Source organism: Pseudocitrobacter sp. CD920760, assembly GCF_057782505.1.
In genome coordinates, this window is record NZ_CM173490.1 from 4780805 (window position 1) to 4796388 (window position 15584).

Annotated in this window: 16 protein-coding genes; 3 read left to right on the forward strand and 13 right to left on the reverse strand. The window is 56.0% G+C overall.

What is annotated here, in order from left to right; genetic code table 11:
- The first annotated feature begins 132 nt into the window (after positions 1–132).
- Positions 133–1506, forward strand: a complete 1374-nt coding sequence (gene cysG / locus AC1MKH_RS22590; protein ID WP_276218701.1) for a siroheme synthase CysG — start codon at positions 133–135, stop codon at positions 1504–1506.
- Between the two features lie 206 nt (positions 1507–1712).
- Positions 1713–1883, forward strand: a complete 171-nt coding sequence (locus AC1MKH_RS22595; protein WP_276218703.1) for a YhfL family protein — start codon at positions 1713–1715, stop codon at positions 1881–1883.
- 48 nt (positions 1884–1931) lie between these two features.
- On the opposite strand, the gene trpS is transcribed toward AC1MKH_RS22595, so the two are convergent.
- The 12 genes from trpS to AC1MKH_RS22655 form a co-directional block, all read right to left on the reverse strand.
- On the reverse strand, positions 1932–2939 hold the full coding sequence (gene trpS / locus AC1MKH_RS22600) for a tryptophan--tRNA ligase (RefSeq protein ID WP_276218704.1): 1008 nt from the start codon (positions 2937–2939) through the stop codon (positions 1932–1934).
- Positions 2932–3693 carry a phosphoglycolate phosphatase gene (gene gph, locus AC1MKH_RS22605; RefSeq protein WP_276218706.1) on the reverse strand — a complete coding sequence of 254 codons (762 nt, stop codon included), beginning with the start codon at positions 3691–3693 and terminating at the stop codon, positions 2932–2934. Before gph ends, trpS begins: the two co-directional genes overlap by 8 nt.
- A complete protein-coding gene (rpe, locus tag AC1MKH_RS22610) occupies positions 3686–4363 on the reverse strand; it encodes a ribulose-phosphate 3-epimerase (protein WP_108476607.1) in 678 nt (225 codons plus the stop codon). The genes gph and rpe overlap by 8 nt, the downstream gene beginning before the upstream one ends.
- Before the next feature lie 16 nt (positions 4364–4379).
- Positions 4380–5210, reverse strand: a complete 831-nt coding sequence (gene dam / locus AC1MKH_RS22615) for an adenine-specific DNA-methyltransferase (protein WP_276218710.1) — start codon at positions 5208–5210, stop codon at positions 4380–4382.
- A 74-nt stretch (positions 5211–5284) separates the two neighbouring features.
- Positions 5285–6640: a cell division protein DamX gene (gene damX, locus AC1MKH_RS22620; protein ID WP_276218712.1), complete on the reverse strand. Its 1356-nt coding sequence runs from the start codon at positions 6638–6640 to the stop codon at positions 5285–5287.
- 85 nt (positions 6641–6725) lie between these two features.
- A complete protein-coding gene (gene aroB / locus AC1MKH_RS22625; RefSeq protein WP_276218714.1) occupies positions 6726–7820 on the reverse strand; it encodes a 3-dehydroquinate synthase in 1095 nt (364 codons plus the stop codon).
- 72 nt (positions 7821–7892) lie between these two features.
- A complete protein-coding gene (gene aroK, locus AC1MKH_RS22630; RefSeq protein WP_015962691.1) occupies positions 7893–8414 on the reverse strand; it encodes a shikimate kinase AroK in 522 nt (173 codons plus the stop codon).
- Positions 8415–8694: 280 nt separating this feature from the next.
- Entirely contained in the window at positions 8695–9927 is a 1233-nt protein-coding gene (gene hofQ, locus AC1MKH_RS22635; protein WP_276218717.1) for a DNA uptake porin HofQ, read from the reverse strand.
- Positions 9869–10243 (reverse strand): HofP DNA utilization family protein, encoded by a 375-nt coding sequence (locus AC1MKH_RS22640; protein ID WP_276218719.1) that lies wholly within the window; start codon positions 10241–10243, stop codon positions 9869–9871. Before AC1MKH_RS22640 ends, hofQ begins: the two co-directional genes overlap by 59 nt.
- Complete coding sequence (locus AC1MKH_RS22645) at positions 10233–10664, reverse strand: HofO family protein (RefSeq protein WP_276218721.1); 432 nt, start codon at positions 10662–10664, stop codon at positions 10233–10235. The genes AC1MKH_RS22640 and AC1MKH_RS22645 overlap by 11 nt, the downstream gene beginning before the upstream one ends.
- Positions 10651–11181, reverse strand: a complete 531-nt coding sequence (locus tag AC1MKH_RS22650; protein ID WP_276218723.1) for a PilN domain-containing protein — start codon at positions 11179–11181, stop codon at positions 10651–10653. The genes AC1MKH_RS22645 and AC1MKH_RS22650 overlap by 14 nt, the downstream gene beginning before the upstream one ends.
- A gap of 2 nt (positions 11182–11183) precedes the next feature.
- Entirely contained in the window at positions 11184–11972 is a 789-nt protein-coding gene (locus AC1MKH_RS22655; protein WP_276218725.1) for a pilus assembly protein, read from the reverse strand.
- 119 nt (positions 11973–12091) lie between these two features.
- On the opposite strand from AC1MKH_RS22655, the gene mrcA reads away from it, so the two are divergent.
- Positions 12092–14644, forward strand: a complete 2553-nt coding sequence (gene mrcA, locus AC1MKH_RS22660) for a peptidoglycan glycosyltransferase/peptidoglycan DD-transpeptidase MrcA (protein ID WP_276218727.1) — start codon at positions 12092–12094, stop codon at positions 14642–14644.
- 95 nt (positions 14645–14739) lie between these two features.
- On the opposite strand, the gene nudE is transcribed toward mrcA, so the two are convergent.
- Positions 14740–15300, reverse strand: a complete 561-nt coding sequence (nudE, locus tag AC1MKH_RS22665) for an ADP compounds hydrolase NudE (RefSeq protein ID WP_231826033.1) — start codon at positions 15298–15300, stop codon at positions 14740–14742.
- Between the last annotated feature and the right edge of the window lie 284 nt (positions 15301–15584).

Here is a 15584-nt window from a genome sequence, read left to right on the forward strand (position 1 = left end):
CGTGACAGGTCATAGGTTCCTCCTATGACCTCTTAGAGGTAACAGCAGGAAAAGTCGTATGTTTCATACGGCTTCTGCTGTTATTCTACCCGCCATATTCCCCCTGTTTCTGTCCATTTAAGAGGCTACACCGTGGATCACTTACCTATCTTCTGCCAGTTACACGACCGTGACTGTTTATTGGTTGGCGGCGGTGATGTTGCTGAACGCAAGGCGCGCTTGCTGCTTGATGCAGGAGCCCGTTTGACGGTCAACGCGCTGGAGTACGTTCCTCAGTTCAGGATTTGGGAAGAAGCAGGCATGCTGACACTGGTTGAGGGCGAATTTGCCCCGTCTCTGCTTGATACCTGCTGGCTGGCCATCGCCGCCACGGATAACGATGTGGTGAATCAGCAGGTCAGTGAAGCGGCGGAAGCGCGCCGTATTTTCTGCAACGTGGTGGATGCGCCAAAAGCCGCCAGTTTTATCATGCCGTCGATTATCGACCGCTCGCCGCTGATGGTGGCAGTCTCTTCCGGCGGCACGTCTCCGGTGCTGGCACGTCTGCTGCGCGAAAAGCTGGAATCGCTGCTGCCGCTGCATCTTGGACAGGTGGCACACTACGCAGGCCAGCTACGTTCACGGGTGAAAAAGCAGTTTTCCACCATCGCTGAACGCCGCCGTTTCTGGGAAAAACTGTTCAGCCATGACCGTTTAGCCCAGTCGCTGGCGAATCAGGACAAAGTTGCCATTGAACAGGTCACCGAACACCTGCTCAGCGAACCGCTGGATCATCGCGGCGAAGTGGTGCTGGTTGGCGCCGGGCCGGGCGATGCGGGCTTATTGACGCTCAAAGGGCTGCAACAAATCCAGCAAGCGGATGTGGTGGTTTATGACCGTCTGGTCTCCGATGACATTATGAATCTGGTGCGCCGCGACGCGGACCGCGTCTTCGTCGGTAAACGTGCCGGTTATCACTGCGTGCCGCAGGATGAGATCAACCAGATCCTGCTGCGCGAAGCGCAGAAAGGAAAACGCGTGGTGCGACTGAAAGGCGGCGACCCGTTTATCTTCGGGCGCGGGGGCGAAGAGCTGGAAACGCTGTGCGATGCCGGTATACCTTTCTCCGTTGTGCCGGGTATTACGGCGGCATCGGGTTGCTCGGCATATTCGGGTATCCCGCTCACGCACCGCGACTATGCGCAAAGCGTGCGTCTGGTCACCGGCCACCTGAAAACCGGCGGCGAGCTGGACTGGGAAAATCTGGCGGCAGAGAAACAAACGCTGGTGTTCTACATGGGGCTAAATCAGGCGGCAACTATCCAGGAAAAACTGATTGAACACGGCATGTCGGCGGAGATGCCGGTGGCGATTGTGGAAAACGGCACGGCCATTAAACAACGCGTCGTTGACGGCACGCTGGCCGAACTCGGCGCAATGGCGCAGCAGATGGAAAGCCCGTCGCTGATTATCGTCGGCCGTGTGGTTGGGCTGCGCGAGAAACTGAACTGGTTCTCAAATCATTAATGCCCTTCGGGCGTGGTAAACCTGCCGCGCCCACATATAATACAAACGCATGACACCTACGATTATTATTAATATTTAATACATTTTTAAGTTAATCGAATTATTCATTTCCCACCGTATGGCGTTAAATAGAGACAACTTATTCCGGCCTCACCGGAGATAAGTACAGGGATTTAATAACGTCTATCGATTCAAGGGATGATTCTATGAAAACCATGCTTAAAGCCGCCGCCGTCGTGCTGGCACTCTCTACTCTCACCGCCTGCACCGGGCACATTGAGAATAAAAACAAAACCTGCTCTTACGATTATTTGCTGCATCCCGCTATTTCGGTTTCCAAAATTATTGGCGGCTGCGGACCTGCGGCAGAGCAGTAATTTAAATGATATAAAAAAGCCGGGAATATTCCCGGCTTCAGTCATTTATTATACAGGCTTACCCACAAACCCAATCGCTTCATACACCGCTTTCAGGGTTTGCCCCGCGCGCGCGCTGGCTTTGTCCGCGCCCTCTTTCATGATTTTGTTGAGCAGCGCTTCATCGTTACGGAAACGGTGATAGCGTTCCTGAAGCTCGGTCAGCATGCCGGAAACGGCTTCTGCCACTTCGCCTTTCAGGTGGCCGTACATTTTGCCTTCGAAGTGTTTTTCCAGCTCCGGAATGCTCTGGCCCGTAACGGCAGAGAGAATATCAAGCAGGTTGGAAACGCCCGCTTTCTCTTTCACATCATAACGCACCACCGGCGGCTCTTCCGAGTCGGTCATCGCACGTTTGATTTTCTTCACCACGGATTTCGGATCTTCCAGCAGGCCGATGACGTTGTTGCGGTTGTCATCAGATTTGGACATCTTCTTGGTCGGCTCCAGCAGCGACATCACGCGCGCGCCGGATTTCGGAATGAACGGCTCTGGCACTTTAAAGATATCGCCGTAAATGGCGTTAAAGCGCTGGGCGATATCGCGGCTCAGTTCCAGGTGCTGTTTCTGATCTTCACCCACCGGCACCTGATTGGTTTGATACAGCAGGATGTCTGCCGCCATCAGCACCGGGTAGTCAAACAGACCGGCGTTGATGTTTTCCGCATAGCGTGCGGATTTATCTTTGAACTGGGTCATGCGGCTCAGTTCACCGAAGTAGGTGTAGCAGTTCAGCGCCCAGCTCAGCTGCGCGTGTTCCGGCACGTGAGACTGAACGAAGATGGTGCTTTTTTCCGGGTCAATGCCACAGGCCAGATAGAGCGCCAGGGTATCTAACGTCGCTTTGCGCAGCGCCTGCGGGTCCTGACGCACGGTGATCGCATGTTGGTCAACGATGCAATAGATGCAATGGTAGTCATCCTGCATGTTTACCCACTGACGCAGCGCACCCATGTAGTTGCCAATGGTCAATTCACCTGACGGCTGTGCGCCACTAAAAACGATGGGCTTAGTCATTTTCTAATTCCTGATTTTCACTGTGCGGAAGCCCGAGCGCGGGCAAGAGTTCGTTAAACTGGTCGAAGATATAATCGGGCGAGCTGAGCGCGATAGATTCGCCATAGTTGTAGCCGTAGGTCAGGCCCACGGAGCAGCAGCCCGCCGCCTGTGCCGCCTGAATATCGTTGCGTGAATCGCCCACAAACAACAGTTCAGCCGGTTCGATTTCCAGACGCTTCGCCACCAGCAACAGCGGCTCCGGATGCGGCTTCTTGTTCTGCACGTCATCGCCGCCAATCACCACGCTAAAGAAACGCGCAATGCCCAGCGACTCAAGCAGCGGCGCGACAAACGGCGTCGGCTTGTTGGTCACCAGCGCCAGCAGCAGGCCTTTGTCATGCAGCGCCGTCAGCGTCTGTTCAACATGCGGGAAGAGGAAACTGCCCTCTTCGGCAAACTCGGCGTAGTAGCGATCAAACAGGCGACGCAACACGCGCAGCTGTTCATCCTGCGGGATATCCGCATGGTCAACGGAAGGTTTCCCCTGGGCCGCACGTTGAGTCGCACGCTCCTGACGCGACCAGGCCAGCGCCCGCTCCATCAGGACATCAGCACCGTTGCCAATCCAGGTGACCACGCGTTCTTCGCCTGCTACCGGGAGTTCCAGCGCGTAGAGCGCGCTATCAACCGCCGCGGTGAGCCCCGGCGCGCTATCCACCAGCGTGCCGTCGAGATCGAAGGCCACGCCGCGGAGGGTCTGCAATTTATCCATGACTTACCTTTGCCAGTTCACTGCGCATTTCATCAATCACTTTTTTATAATCCGGCTGGTCAAAAATCGCCGAGCCTGCGACAAACATATCTGCCCCGGCGGCGGCGATTTCACCAATGTTGTTCACCTTCACCCCGCCGTCCACTTCCAGGCGGATATCATAGCCAGATTCGTCAATGCGACGACGCACTTCACGCAGCTTATCGAGGGTGTGAGGAATGAAGGACTGGCCGCCGAAGCCTGGGTTCACCGACATCAGCAGGATTACGTCCAGCTTATCCATTACATAATCGAGATAGCTCAGCGGCGTCGCCGGGTTGAATACCAGCCCCGCTTTACAGCCGTGCTCTTTGATCAGTTGCAGCGTGCGGTCAACGTGCTCAGAGGCTTCGGGATGGAAGGTAATAATGCTGGCGCCTGCCGCCGCGAAATCGGGAACAATGCGGTCAACCGGTTTCACCATCAGATGAACGTCGATAGGCGCGGTAATACCGTATTTGCGCAGGGCTTTAAGCACCATCGGGCCGATGGTCAGGTTCGGCACATAGTGGTTATCCATAACATCGAAATGAACCACATCCGCACCGGCTGCCAGTGCGTTGGCGGTGTCTTCACCCAGGCGGGCAAAATCAGCCGACAGAATTGAGGGGGCAATCAAAAACTGTTTCATCCGCATCTCCTAAAAACTATTTTTTATCTGCCGGACGATACAACGCCAGCAGCTCATCCACCTTATTACGCGTGCCGCCGTTGCGGCTAATGCTGCGTCGCACTTTTACGACGTGCTGTACTGCGTTGTTATACCACGCCACCGTCTCGGGTGTGCGATGGTTTGAAATCAGTACCGGAATACGCTTTGCCACCAGCTCTTCGGCTTTATCGGCCAGCAGCTTTTGCTGTTCGCTGCTGAAGCTATTGGTGTGGTAGGCGGTAAAGTTAGCCGTGGCGGAAAGCGGCGCGTACGGTGGATCGCAATAGACGACCGCTTTATTTGCCTGCTGCGCGCGGTCCATACACACTTCATACGACTCGCAATAGAACTCAGCGTTCTGCGCTTTTTCGGCGAAGTGATATAGCTCGGCTTCCGGGAAGTAAGGCTTCTTGTATCGGCCAAATGGCACGTTGAACTCGCCGCGCAAGTTGTAACGGCACAGGCCATTGTAACCGTGGCGATTCAGGTACAAGAAAAGAACCGCACGGCGCATTTTATCCGTGCTGGCGTTAAATTCGCTACGAAACGCATAGTAGCGCTCGGAATCATTCGTTTCTGGCGTGAAAACCTTGCGGGCCTCGGCGACATAGTCGTCAGGCTGGTTTTTTACGATGTTGTAGAGATCGATAAGATCGCTGTTGATATCAGCAAGGATATAACGAGAAAAGTCGGTATTAAGAAATACCGACCCGGCGCCCACGAAGGGCTCCACCAGGCAGTCACCTGATGGCAAGTGATGTCTAATATCTTCGAGCAGGGGGTACTTGCCCCCTGCCCATTTCAAAAAAGCGCGATTTTTTTTCATGCTGCCTAACTAATTACACTTTCTCCGGCTGTGGAGAAAGCTCCGACAGCATCCTGCGCTTGTAGCACGTCACATTACTTCAGGTCAGATTGCACCTGATGCAACGGTTTCGCCCACGGATTTTTTGCCTGTACATCGGCAGGCAGCGTGGTGACCGCGCGTTTCGCATCATCTTTCGACGCGTAAACACCCGTTACCAGCACATACCATGGCTGACCGTTACGCGTGGTCTGATAAACCACGTAGTCTTTCAGATTCTCTTTCTTCGCCCAACCGTTCAGGTTGTCGTAGTTGGAAGAGGAGCTGAGCTGCAGCGTGTAATGACCGCCTGGTGCAGATTTCAGTGAGTTCACATCACCTGCAGATTTCGCCGCGCTGCTGGCCGGAGCGCTGGTTGCCGCAGTGGCAGCCGGTGCGGCGGTCGCCGCAGGGGTAGTCGTTGATGTTGCTGCAGGTGCCGTGGTGGTTGCCGTAGCTGCCGGTTTCGCCGGAGCGGTAGAGGTCGCAGGCGTTTTCGCCGGCGTGCTCGTGGCTGCGGTTTCGGTATGTTTCGGCTGCTGGGCAACAGGTTTAGGCGTTGTCACCGGAGCCGGTTTCGCCGCCGCGGTCGTTTGCGGTTTGCTCTGCGGTTTGCTCTGCGGTTTCGGTTCAATCACAGCTTGTTTACGTTCAGGACGCGTTGCCGCCGTCTGCTGACGCGGTGCCGTTTCCGTTGCCGCCGGGCGAGATGCCGCGCCGTTACGGATAGGTGCAACGGTAGCCGGTTCGGTTGGCAGCGTGGAGTTCACTACTACGTTATCGACCTGGCCCTGCTGCTGAGTCAGTGCGTTGTTCAGATCGCCCTGTACTTCCACACGCTGCTGGCCTTCAGCCGTTGCGGCTGGCTGACCCTGAGTCGGCGTGGAAGAGATAGGCGGCAGAGAAACGTCCTGCTGCGGGTTAGCGCCTGCGGTCTGCTCTGCGGAAGTGGTGCCTGGCGCTGGCTGCGTGCCATTTGCCTGATCGGCAGCATCACCGGAGAGATCGATATTTTTTTCCGTTGACGCGCTCTGGTCGCTGGAAGAGGAAGACGGCGACTTCAGCGCCGAGCCGATGCCGACGATCAGCAGCAGCAGCACCAGAATCCCGACGCCCATCATAATGTACTGGCGGGAGGCCGGTTTACGCGGTGGGGATTTACGTTTACGCGGACGACGCTCGACGACTTCTTCCGCCTCTGCATCATCTTCGTCGTCATACAGCTCATCTTCGGGCTCGACATCTTCACGTGCCTTGCGGCTACGGGCCGGACGGCGCTCATCCGCTTCCAGCTCCACATCATCAAAATTGATCTGCGGCTCATTGTCACGATCGGAAGATTGACGAGAGCGACCAGTACGACGATCGCTGGGATCGGGTTTCAGCTCGTCTTCTGGTTTAAATTCATCCATTTAACACCCCACTAAAAGGCTCACGCCCACAACTATTGCACTTCACCTGAAGATAAAACGCCGCGCGAACGCGGCTTGACCTTTCTTATTGTTGCGCCCGCTGAGTATCAGCAATAGCGCCAAGAACCACATCATGCGGCACACCGCCGCGCACTTCACTTTTACCGATTGCCAGCGGGAGGACGAGTCGCATCTCACCGGCTAAAACTTTTTTGTCGCGCATCATGTGCGGCAGATAGGCTTGTGCCGTCATCTCCTGCGGGCCCGTGACCGGCAGGTTTGCGCGCTTGAGCAGCGCAATAATACGCTGTGTCTCTTCCGGCTTAAACTGACCTAAGCGTTCAGAGGTATGCGCCGCCATGACCATGCCAGCAGCAACCGCTTCACCGTGAAGCCAGTTACCGTAACCCATCTCGGCTTCAATCGCATGTCCAAATGTATGTCCAAGATTGAGTAAAGCACGTAAGCCGGTTTCGCGCTCGTCCGCAGCGACAACTTCTGCTTTTAATTCGCAACAGCGACGAATGCAGTACGCCATGGCTTTCTCATCGAGGGCCATCAGGGCATCAATATTCTCTTCCAGCCAGTCGAAGAACGGCGCGTCAAGGATAATGCCATATTTGATGACTTCAGCGAGACCCGAAGAGAGTTCACGCGCAGGCAGGGTTTTCAGGCAGTTCAAATCGACAACCACGGAAGCCGGTTGCCAGAACGCGCCAATCATATTCTTGCCAAGGGGATGGTTTACGGCTGTTTTGCCGCCAACCGAGGAATCTACCTGCGAAAGCAGCGTGGTAGGTACCTGAATAAAGCGCACGCCGCGCTGATAGCTCGCCGCCGCAAACCCGGTTAAATCGCCAATGACGCCGCCGCCAAGGGCTACCAGGGTCGTATCGCGACCGTGCGGTTTTTGCAGTAGTGCTGTAAAGACGGTGTCCATCACGGCCAGGCTTTTGTACTTCTCGCCATCGGGAAGGATCACGCTATCGACCTTGACGCCAGCCTGTTCTAACACAGAACGGACCTTATCAAGATAGAGCGGCGCCAGCGTTTCGTTGGTGACCAGCATAACCTGGCTGCCAGACTTGAGCGGTAAGAAGGAAGCTGGATCGTTAAACAAACCAGCCGCGATGGTTATCGGGTAACTACGTTCCCCGAGAGTTACAGTAAGCCTCTCCATAACGCGACGTCCACCTTGGTTACTTATATTCGCTTAAACGCTTTACGCTGACGCAGTGTTCGCTGCCCAGTATCAGTTGCTTTCCAGCATATGAATGATCTGGTTCGCGACCACTTTTGCACTCTGATCGTCAGTACGGATAGTGATGTCGGCAATCTCTTCATACAGCGGGTTGCGCTCATCGGCCAACGCCACGAAAACCTCGCGCTGCGGTGCATCAACCTGCAACAGCGGACGTTTTTTATCGCGCTGCGTACGTGCCAGCTGTTTTTCGATGGTCGTTTCGAGATAAACCACCACGCCGCGGGCGGAGAGACGATTGCGCGTTTCGCGAGATTTAACAGAGCCACCACCCGTCGCCAGAACAATGCCCTGCTTTTCGGTCAGCTCGTTGATGATCTTTTCTTCGCGGTCACGGAAACCTTCTTCGCCTTCGACATCAAAGACCCAGCCCACGTCAGCGCCTGTCCGTTTCTCAATCTCTTGATCAGAATCGTAAAATTCCATATTGAGCTGTTGGGCTAACTGGCGCCCAATAGTGCTTTTGCCGGCACCCATAGGTCCAACCAGAAAGATATTGCGTTTCTCTGCCATTTTTTTGGTACTACTAAGACTATTCGTTAATGATAAATCCGCGCCGCAAACACTTTGGCGTCGCCGGACATGAACTGAAACCTCTTGTGCGATACTGCGAGAGTCAGACTGAAAATTATCTCAATACTCCGGCTGGTTTGGCAACAGATTAAATTGCCGTCTTGAAGGAGACTGGAAAGAGGCGCCGACGCTCAAATCGGTACTCCTTGTATGCTAAATCCTGTCTCACGTCAAACACCTGACGTCAGTTCGTAAAGAAATTTCAGCGATTAACGGGCCTTCAGCGAGTAGAAATGATGCGTGGGGTGATAAACACCACCAGCTCTCGTCGCTCATTATCTTTGCCGTCATGGCGGAAAAGTTGGCCCAATAGCGGGATATCGCCCAATAAAGGTATACCATCCCGCGCGGTTTTGTTTTTTTGCGAGAATATTCCGCCCAGTGCCAGCGTTTCGCCGCTCTGGACTTCCACCTGGGTTTCAATCTCCTGTTTATCGATAGCCAGCACTTCACCATCGGCCTGTTGCAGTACCTGCCCCGGCATATTCTCACTAATGTGCAGTTTCAGGCGGACGCGGTTTTTCTGTAGCACTGTAGGGGTCACTTCCATCCCCAGCACCGCCTCTTTAAATTCTACCGAGGTCGCACCGCTTTCGCCGCTGGAGACCTGATAAGGAATTTCGCTCCCCTGTTTGATGCTGGCAGGCTGTAGGTGCGAAGCCAGTAAACGTGGGCTGGCGATAATTTCCAGTTGCTGCTTTTGTTCCAGCGCAGAGAGTTCCAGCTCCAGCAAACGGCCATTAATGCGGCCAATGTTAAACCCCGCGCGGGTGGTCGCATCCGCCACAGACAAGTCGCTACTGAGGGTGGTCACTTTGCCCAGCCCCGGCGGATTGTCGGCATCCGCCAGCGTCCACTTCACGCCAAGCTCGCGCAGACTCTTTTCATTAATGGTAACGATGTGCGCCGCCAGCTCAACCTGACCCACGGGAATGTCCATTTCGCTGGCCCAGCTATCAAACAGTGGCAGATGATTTTCATCATCACGCAGAATGAGCCGATTAGTGCGTTTATCGACGGTGAGCGTGCCGCGCGGGCTCAGCAACTTTTCCCCGGCTTTGGCGAGTTCCGCTGCATCCGCGTGATACAGCACGATGCTGCGGCTTTTCAGCGGAAGCGCCTGCTGGCGTTTTTCCTGCTCAGCCTGCGCGCGCTGCTGACGTGCTTCCTGCCAGGCCTGCGAATGAATGGCGATAACGCTGCCTTGCTGGGTCATGATTAATCCGCTGCTGGTTAACACCGTTTGCAGCGCCTGCTTCCACGGCACATTTTTCAGCTGCAACGACAGCGTGCCCTGCACATCGGGCGCAATCACCATATTGCGTTGCTCCAGATCGGCCAGGCTTTGCAGCACCTGCGCCACCGGCACCTCATCGACAACCAGCGACACATTTTTACTGGCGGCCAGCAGCGGCAGCAGTATCAGCGCCAGCAGGCTTATCCTTTTTATCATGCTCGATTTCTCCTTTAATGATTCGCCACTGCGACGGTTCGCAGGCTTCACCCGTCTCCATCGTCAGGCTTTGCGGCGCGATCTCCGTAATGCGCCAGCCAGCCAGGAGTACGTCTTCTCGCTGTATCCGTCGCCACTTTCCTTTTTCGTCGCGCAAAAATGCAATCTGCCGTTGCCCGCTATCCACACTGCCCGCGTACTGCAACTGGCTGAGCTGCGCGATTCGACAGGGATCGTCTACCGGCAAAAAGGGGTCACGCATACCCAGCAACAACGGGAGGGACAGCATTAGCGCGCCGCGTAAATTATTCTGCATTGATGCTCTCCAGTTGCAGCGTCAGCACATGCCGAGTCTCGCCTGCCTGAAGAGAAAAGGCCGATACCCGCATTCCCCGCTCCGCCAGAAGCATAAACACCGATGGCACCTGTTCCCATTCGGTTTCCAGCACCAGCTCACCGCCCCGCACGGCAGGCGTCCAGCTCATCAGTTCGGCCCCTGGGCGTTGAAAATCGACAGGGGAAAAGGGTTTAGTCGCAGCCAGAGTGGCGTCAGCGGCAACGTTTAGCGCCGCCTGTAGCGGCATCACGCTCTGCCAGCGGGCGATGCGCAGTATCTGCTGTTGCTTCCACGCGGCGTTCGGCGAGGCTGCTTCGGATTGCAGCAGAAACGCCACGCCGCCCGCCGCCATCAACAGCACACCTGCAAGCCCGGCATGCCAGCGTTCAGGGCGCAGCATCGGCGGATCTCCTTTTCATCTGATAGCTGAACAGCCAGCGTCCGTCTTTATCGCGCGCCATTTTTCCGGCAACGGCAGGCTGAAAACCGTCGATACGTTGCATTTGCTCATCAAGGGCGTGCAAGGCGGAAAAACGCGCCAGCACGCCGGAAAGCTGCAATACGTCGTTCTGGTAGCTCAGGCCGGTCAGCCATGCCTGCGCGGGCAACTGTTCGGCAAGCGCCACCAGCCGCGCCTGCCAGGCGAACGTATGCTGCCGCGTGGCCTGTTGACGCTGCAGCAGCGCGCGTTCTTCCAGTTGTTGCCTGAAGTGCTCTTCACGCTGGGTCAGCGCGTGAATCAACTGGCGTTCGGCATCCACATGGCAAGCCAGCAGCGTCTCTTGCAGGCGCGATTCCACCTGCCTGCTTGCCCCAGCCACCAGCAGCGCCAGCATGACGCCAGTCACGATGAGGCATGCAAGACGGAGCCGTTTTCGCTGACGAGATTGTCGCCAGGGCAGAAAGTTAACCGCCACGCTCATTCCTGTGCTCCCAGCGCCAGGCCAATGGCGATGGCAAACGCATCGCTGTCGGCGGGCAACGGCGGCTGAATCTGCCCGATGACACTCCAGGGGTCGAAGCGAGGAGCGTCATCAGCCTGCGCGGTACAGCGCACCAGCTCAGGCATAGCCAGTCGCGTGCTGAGTTGGTGCAACGAAGACGCCTCCGCCCGCAGCACGCTTCCCCAGCCTGCTGCACCGGCCCATAGCCAATGAGCATCGTCCTGCCACGCCAGCGCGCTCGCCCCGTGGGAAAGCCGGGGCAGAAAGTGGCGCAGCGCACAGGCGTCGGGCGTAATCGCCGTCACATGCAGGCGCAGCGCGCGGGCGACGCGCTGCAACGGTTCAACGTCCTTACGCTGAGCCGCAGTTACGCTCCAGCCTTCTGCCTGCATGTTTGGCTGATAATCAAAACAGAGCGCAGAAGGCTCCATCGCCACCTGTTGCGCCATGGCGCTGGCGATCCACTGCGCCTGCTCGCTGTCACGCAGCGTCATCGACGCCTGCGGCAGCGTTTTTTGTAAGGTGCGATGCGCCGGAAACGCCAGGCTGACAGCATGCTGCCACGGAAGCTCGCGTCGCCAGGCCGCGAGGGCCGCCACCAGCGCGTTTTCCGTCTGTGGGGGAGAAAGTGTCGAGAAATCAGCGGGAAGCGGCAGAAGCCACCAACGACGCAGCGCCCAGCCGCCGCGCACGCGCTGGAGCGCAAGGGCCGCAATTTTATCCTGTTGAATGTGAAGACCTATTTGCCAGCATCCGAAAGCCATTTCGTGATATCCCTTAAACGCCATCATGGTGACGGCTATATCAATGCATCTGGCTTGCCTTTATACTACCGCGCGTTTGTTTATAAACTGCCCAAATGAAACTAAATGGGAAATCTCCGGTGAAGTTCGTAAAGTATTTATTAATCCTTGCAGTCTGTTGCATTCTGCTGGGAGCAGGCTCGGTTTATGGCCTCTACAAGTATATTGAGCCCCAGCTTCCAGATGTTGCGACGCTCAGAGACGTGCGTCTGCAAATTCCAATGCAGGTTTACAGCGCAGACGGCGAGCTGATCGCCCAATATGGCGAAAAACGGCGTATTCCGGTCACCCTCAGTCAAATGCCGCCTGAGCTGGTGAAGGCCTTTATTGCCACGGAAGACAGCCGTTTCTACGAGCACCACGGGGTTGACCCGGTGGGGATTTTCCGTGCCGCCAGCGTCGCGCTGTTCTCCGGCCACGCGTCGCAGGGGGCGAGTACCATCACCCAGCAGCTGGCGCGTAACTTCTTCCTCAGCCCTGAAAAGACGCTGATGCGTAAAATAAAGGAAGTGTTCCTGGCCATTCGCATCGAGCAGATGCTGAGCAAAGATGAGATCCTCGAACTCTATCTGAACAAAATCTACCTCGGCTACCGCGCGTACGGCGTGGGCGCTGCGGCGCATGTTTACTTCGGTAAATCCATCGATCAGCTGAGCCTGAGCGAAATGGCGGTGATCGCCGGCTTACCGAAAGCGCCTTCCACCTTCAACCCGCTCTATTCTATGGATCGCGCCACGGCCCGTCGTAACGTGGTGCTGTCGCGCATGCTGAACGAAGGGTATATCACTCAGTCGCAGTACGATCAGGCACGTAGCCAGCCGATTGATGCGGACTACCATGCCCCGGAAATCGCCTTCTCTGCCCCGTATCTGACTGAAATGGTGCGCCAGGAGATGGTGAAACGCTACGGCGAGCAGGCGTATGAAGACGGCTACCGCGTTTACACCACCATCACACGTAAGAACCAGCAGGCCGCGCAGTTGGCCGTGCGGACCAACGTGATGGATTACGATATGCGTCACGGCTATCGCGGCCCGTCTAATGTGCTGTGGAAAGTGGGCGAGACGCCGTGGGATAGCAAGAAAATTACTGACTCCCTGAAAGCGCTTCCGACCTACGGGCCGCTGCGCCCGGCGGTGGTGATGTCAGCCAGCGCGACGGAAGCGACCGCACAGCTGGCCGATGGCAGTTCTGTCTCCCTGACAATGGAAGGCGTTCGCTGGGCGCGCGCCTGGCGTTCAGATACATCGCAGGGGCCAACCCCGCGTCGCGTTAGCGAAGTCGTGCAGGCCGGGCAGCAAATTTGGGTGCGTCAGGTTGGCGAAAGCTGGTGGTTGTCGCAGGTGCCGGATGTGAACTCGGCGCTGGTCTCCATCAACCCGCAGAATGGCGCGATCATCGCGCTGGTCGGCGGCTTCGATTTCAACCAGAGCAAATTTAACCGCGCCACGCAGGCGCTGCGTCAGGTGGGCTCCAACATCAAGCCGTTCCTGTACACGGCAGCGATGGACAAAGGCTTAACGCTCGCCAGCATCCTGAACGACGTGCCGATTTCCCGCTGGGATGCCGGGGCAGGTTCAGACTGGCGTCCGAAGAACTCGCCGAACGAATATGCCGGCCCGATTCGCCTGCGTCAGGGTTTGGGTCAGTCGAAAAACGTGGTGATGGTGCGCGCGATGCGTGCAATGGGCGTCGATTACGCGGCGGAGTATCTCCAGCGCTTTGGCTTCCCGTCTGAGAATATCGTTCGCACGGAATCGCTGGCGCTGGGCTCGCCATCCTTCACCCCGCTACAGGTCGCACGCGGCTATGCGGTGATGGCGAACGGCGGCTTCCTGGTCGATCCGTACTTTATCAGCAAGATTGAGAACGATCAGGGCGGCGTGATTTTTGAAGCGAAACCGAAAATCGCCTGTCCGGAATGTGATATCCCGGTGATTTACGGCAAAACGCAGAAATCCGACGTACTGGAAAACAAAAACGTTGAGGATGTCGCCGCATCACAAACGCCGCAGAATTCCAGCGTACCAATGCCGCAGCTTGAACAGGCTAACCAGTCGCTGGTGGCACAGACAGGCGCGCAGGAGTATGCCCCGCATGTGATCAACACGCCGCTGTCGTTCCTGATTAAGAGCGCGCTGAATACCAACGTCTTCGGCGAACCCGGCTGGCAGGGTACGGGCTGGCGCGCGGGTCGCGATCTGCAACGTCACGATATCGGCGGTAAAACCGGGACCACCAACAGCTCGAAAGATGCGTGGTTCTCAGGTTATGGTCCGGGCGCGGTGACCTCAGTGTGGATTGGCTTTGACGATCACCGTCGCGATCTCGGCAGAACCTCAGCCTCGGGCGCAATTAAGGATCAGATTTCCGGTTACGAAGGTGGTGCGAAAAGCGCGCAGCCTGCGTGGGATGCGTTTATGAAAGCTATTCTGGCCGGGGTGCCGGAACAGCCGTTAACGCCGCCGCCGGGTATCGTCACGATTAATATCGACCGCAGCACCGGTCAGTTGTCCAGCGGCGGTAACAGCCGCGCCGAATACTTTATCGAAGGCACCCAACCGACGCATCAGTCGATTCGCGAGGTGGGAACGGAGATTATTGATAACGGGGAATCGCAGGAATTGTTCTAACGGTACCGCGAATTGCCTGATGCGCTTCGCTTATCAGGCCTACAAAGCACCATAAATTGTAGGCCGGGTAAGCGCTAGCGCCACCCGGCAAAGCTTTAAAACCTGCCCTGCGCCTTCAGCCACTCGCGCACTAAAAACAGCGCGCTCACATTACGGGCTTCGTTGAAATCCGGCTCTTCAAGCAGTTCCATCATATTGGCGATAGGCCAGCGCACCTGCGGCAGCGGTTCCGGTTCATCGCCTTCCAGCGATTCGGGATATAGGTCTTCCGCCACCACGATATTCATCTTACTGGAGAAGTAAGACGGCGCCATGCTGAGCTGTTTCAGGAAGGTCAGGTTGTTGGCCCCGAATCCTACCTCTTCTTTCAGCTCGCGGTTCGCGGCTTCAAAGACGGTTTCACCCGGGTCGATGAGCCCTTTAGAGAACCCCAGCTCATAGGACTCAGTGCCCACGGCATATTCGCGGATAAGAATTAAGTGATCGTCCACCACCGGCACAATCATGACGGCTTCACGCGACGACGGTTTCATGCGTTCATAAACGCGGCGTACTCCGTTACTAAACTCCAGATCTACGCTTTCAACATTAAATAAACGGGAGCGCGCGACCGTTTCAACATGGAGAATCGTGGGTTTTTGTAATGGTTTACTCATTGGACCGTTCTTTGCTGTGATGACTGTTGTCATTGTGAGCCAGGAGGCGCATTCCGGCAATTTAAAATGGCTGTTATTTACATTTTCGTAACTATTGTTTTTGATAACCCTTATTTGTTCCAAAAAGTCAAGAAGTTGAAACAAATTTGAGAATTTGCTGATATTCGCCGCGAGAGGGGTTTGTTATCCTCGCGAGTTACGATAGTGTGCAACAAATCTGTGAAGACCTGGGTCATTCGTACTAAAAGTGAATAATAAAAAAGACGAATGAAGCGACCGACAAA

Excerpts from the sequence above, each read along its gene's own strand:
- AC1MKH_RS22595 (WP_276218703.1), top strand. The coding sequence starts at position 1,713 with ATGAAAACCATGCTTAAAGCCGCCGCCGTCGTGCTGGCACTCTCTACT.
- trpS (WP_276218704.1), bottom strand. The coding sequence starts at position 2,939 with ATGACTAAGCCCATCGTTTTTAGTGGCGCACAGCCGTCAGGTGAATTG.
- gph (WP_276218706.1), bottom strand. The coding sequence starts at position 3,693 with ATGGATAAATTGCAGACCCTCCGCGGCGTGGCCTTCGATCTCGACGGC.
- rpe (WP_108476607.1), bottom strand. The coding sequence starts at position 4,363 with ATGAAACAGTTTTTGATTGCCCCCTCAATTCTGTCGGCTGATTTTGCC.
- dam (WP_276218710.1), bottom strand. The coding sequence starts at position 5,210 with ATGAAAAAAAATCGCGCTTTTTTGAAATGGGCAGGGGGCAAGTACCCC.
- damX (WP_276218712.1), bottom strand. The coding sequence starts at position 6,640 with ATGGATGAATTTAAACCAGAAGACGAGCTGAAACCCGATCCCAGCGAT.
- aroB (WP_276218714.1), bottom strand. The coding sequence starts at position 7,820 with ATGGAGAGGCTTACTGTAACTCTCGGGGAACGTAGTTACCCGATAACC.
- aroK (WP_015962691.1), bottom strand. The coding sequence starts at position 8,414 with ATGGCAGAGAAACGCAATATCTTTCTGGTTGGACCTATGGGTGCCGGC.
- hofQ (WP_276218717.1), bottom strand. The coding sequence starts at position 9,927 with ATGATAAAAAGGATAAGCCTGCTGGCGCTGATACTGCTGCCGCTGCTG.
- AC1MKH_RS22640 (WP_276218719.1), bottom strand. The coding sequence starts at position 10,243 with ATGCAGAATAATTTACGCGGCGCGCTAATGCTGTCCCTCCCGTTGTTG.
- AC1MKH_RS22645 (WP_276218721.1), bottom strand. The coding sequence starts at position 10,664 with ATGCTGCGCCCTGAACGCTGGCATGCCGGGCTTGCAGGTGTGCTGTTG.
- AC1MKH_RS22655 (WP_276218725.1), bottom strand. The coding sequence starts at position 11,972 with ATGGCTTTCGGATGCTGGCAAATAGGTCTTCACATTCAACAGGATAAA.
- nudE (WP_231826033.1), bottom strand. The coding sequence starts at position 15,300 with ATGAGTAAACCATTACAAAAACCCACGATTCTCCATGTTGAAACGGTC.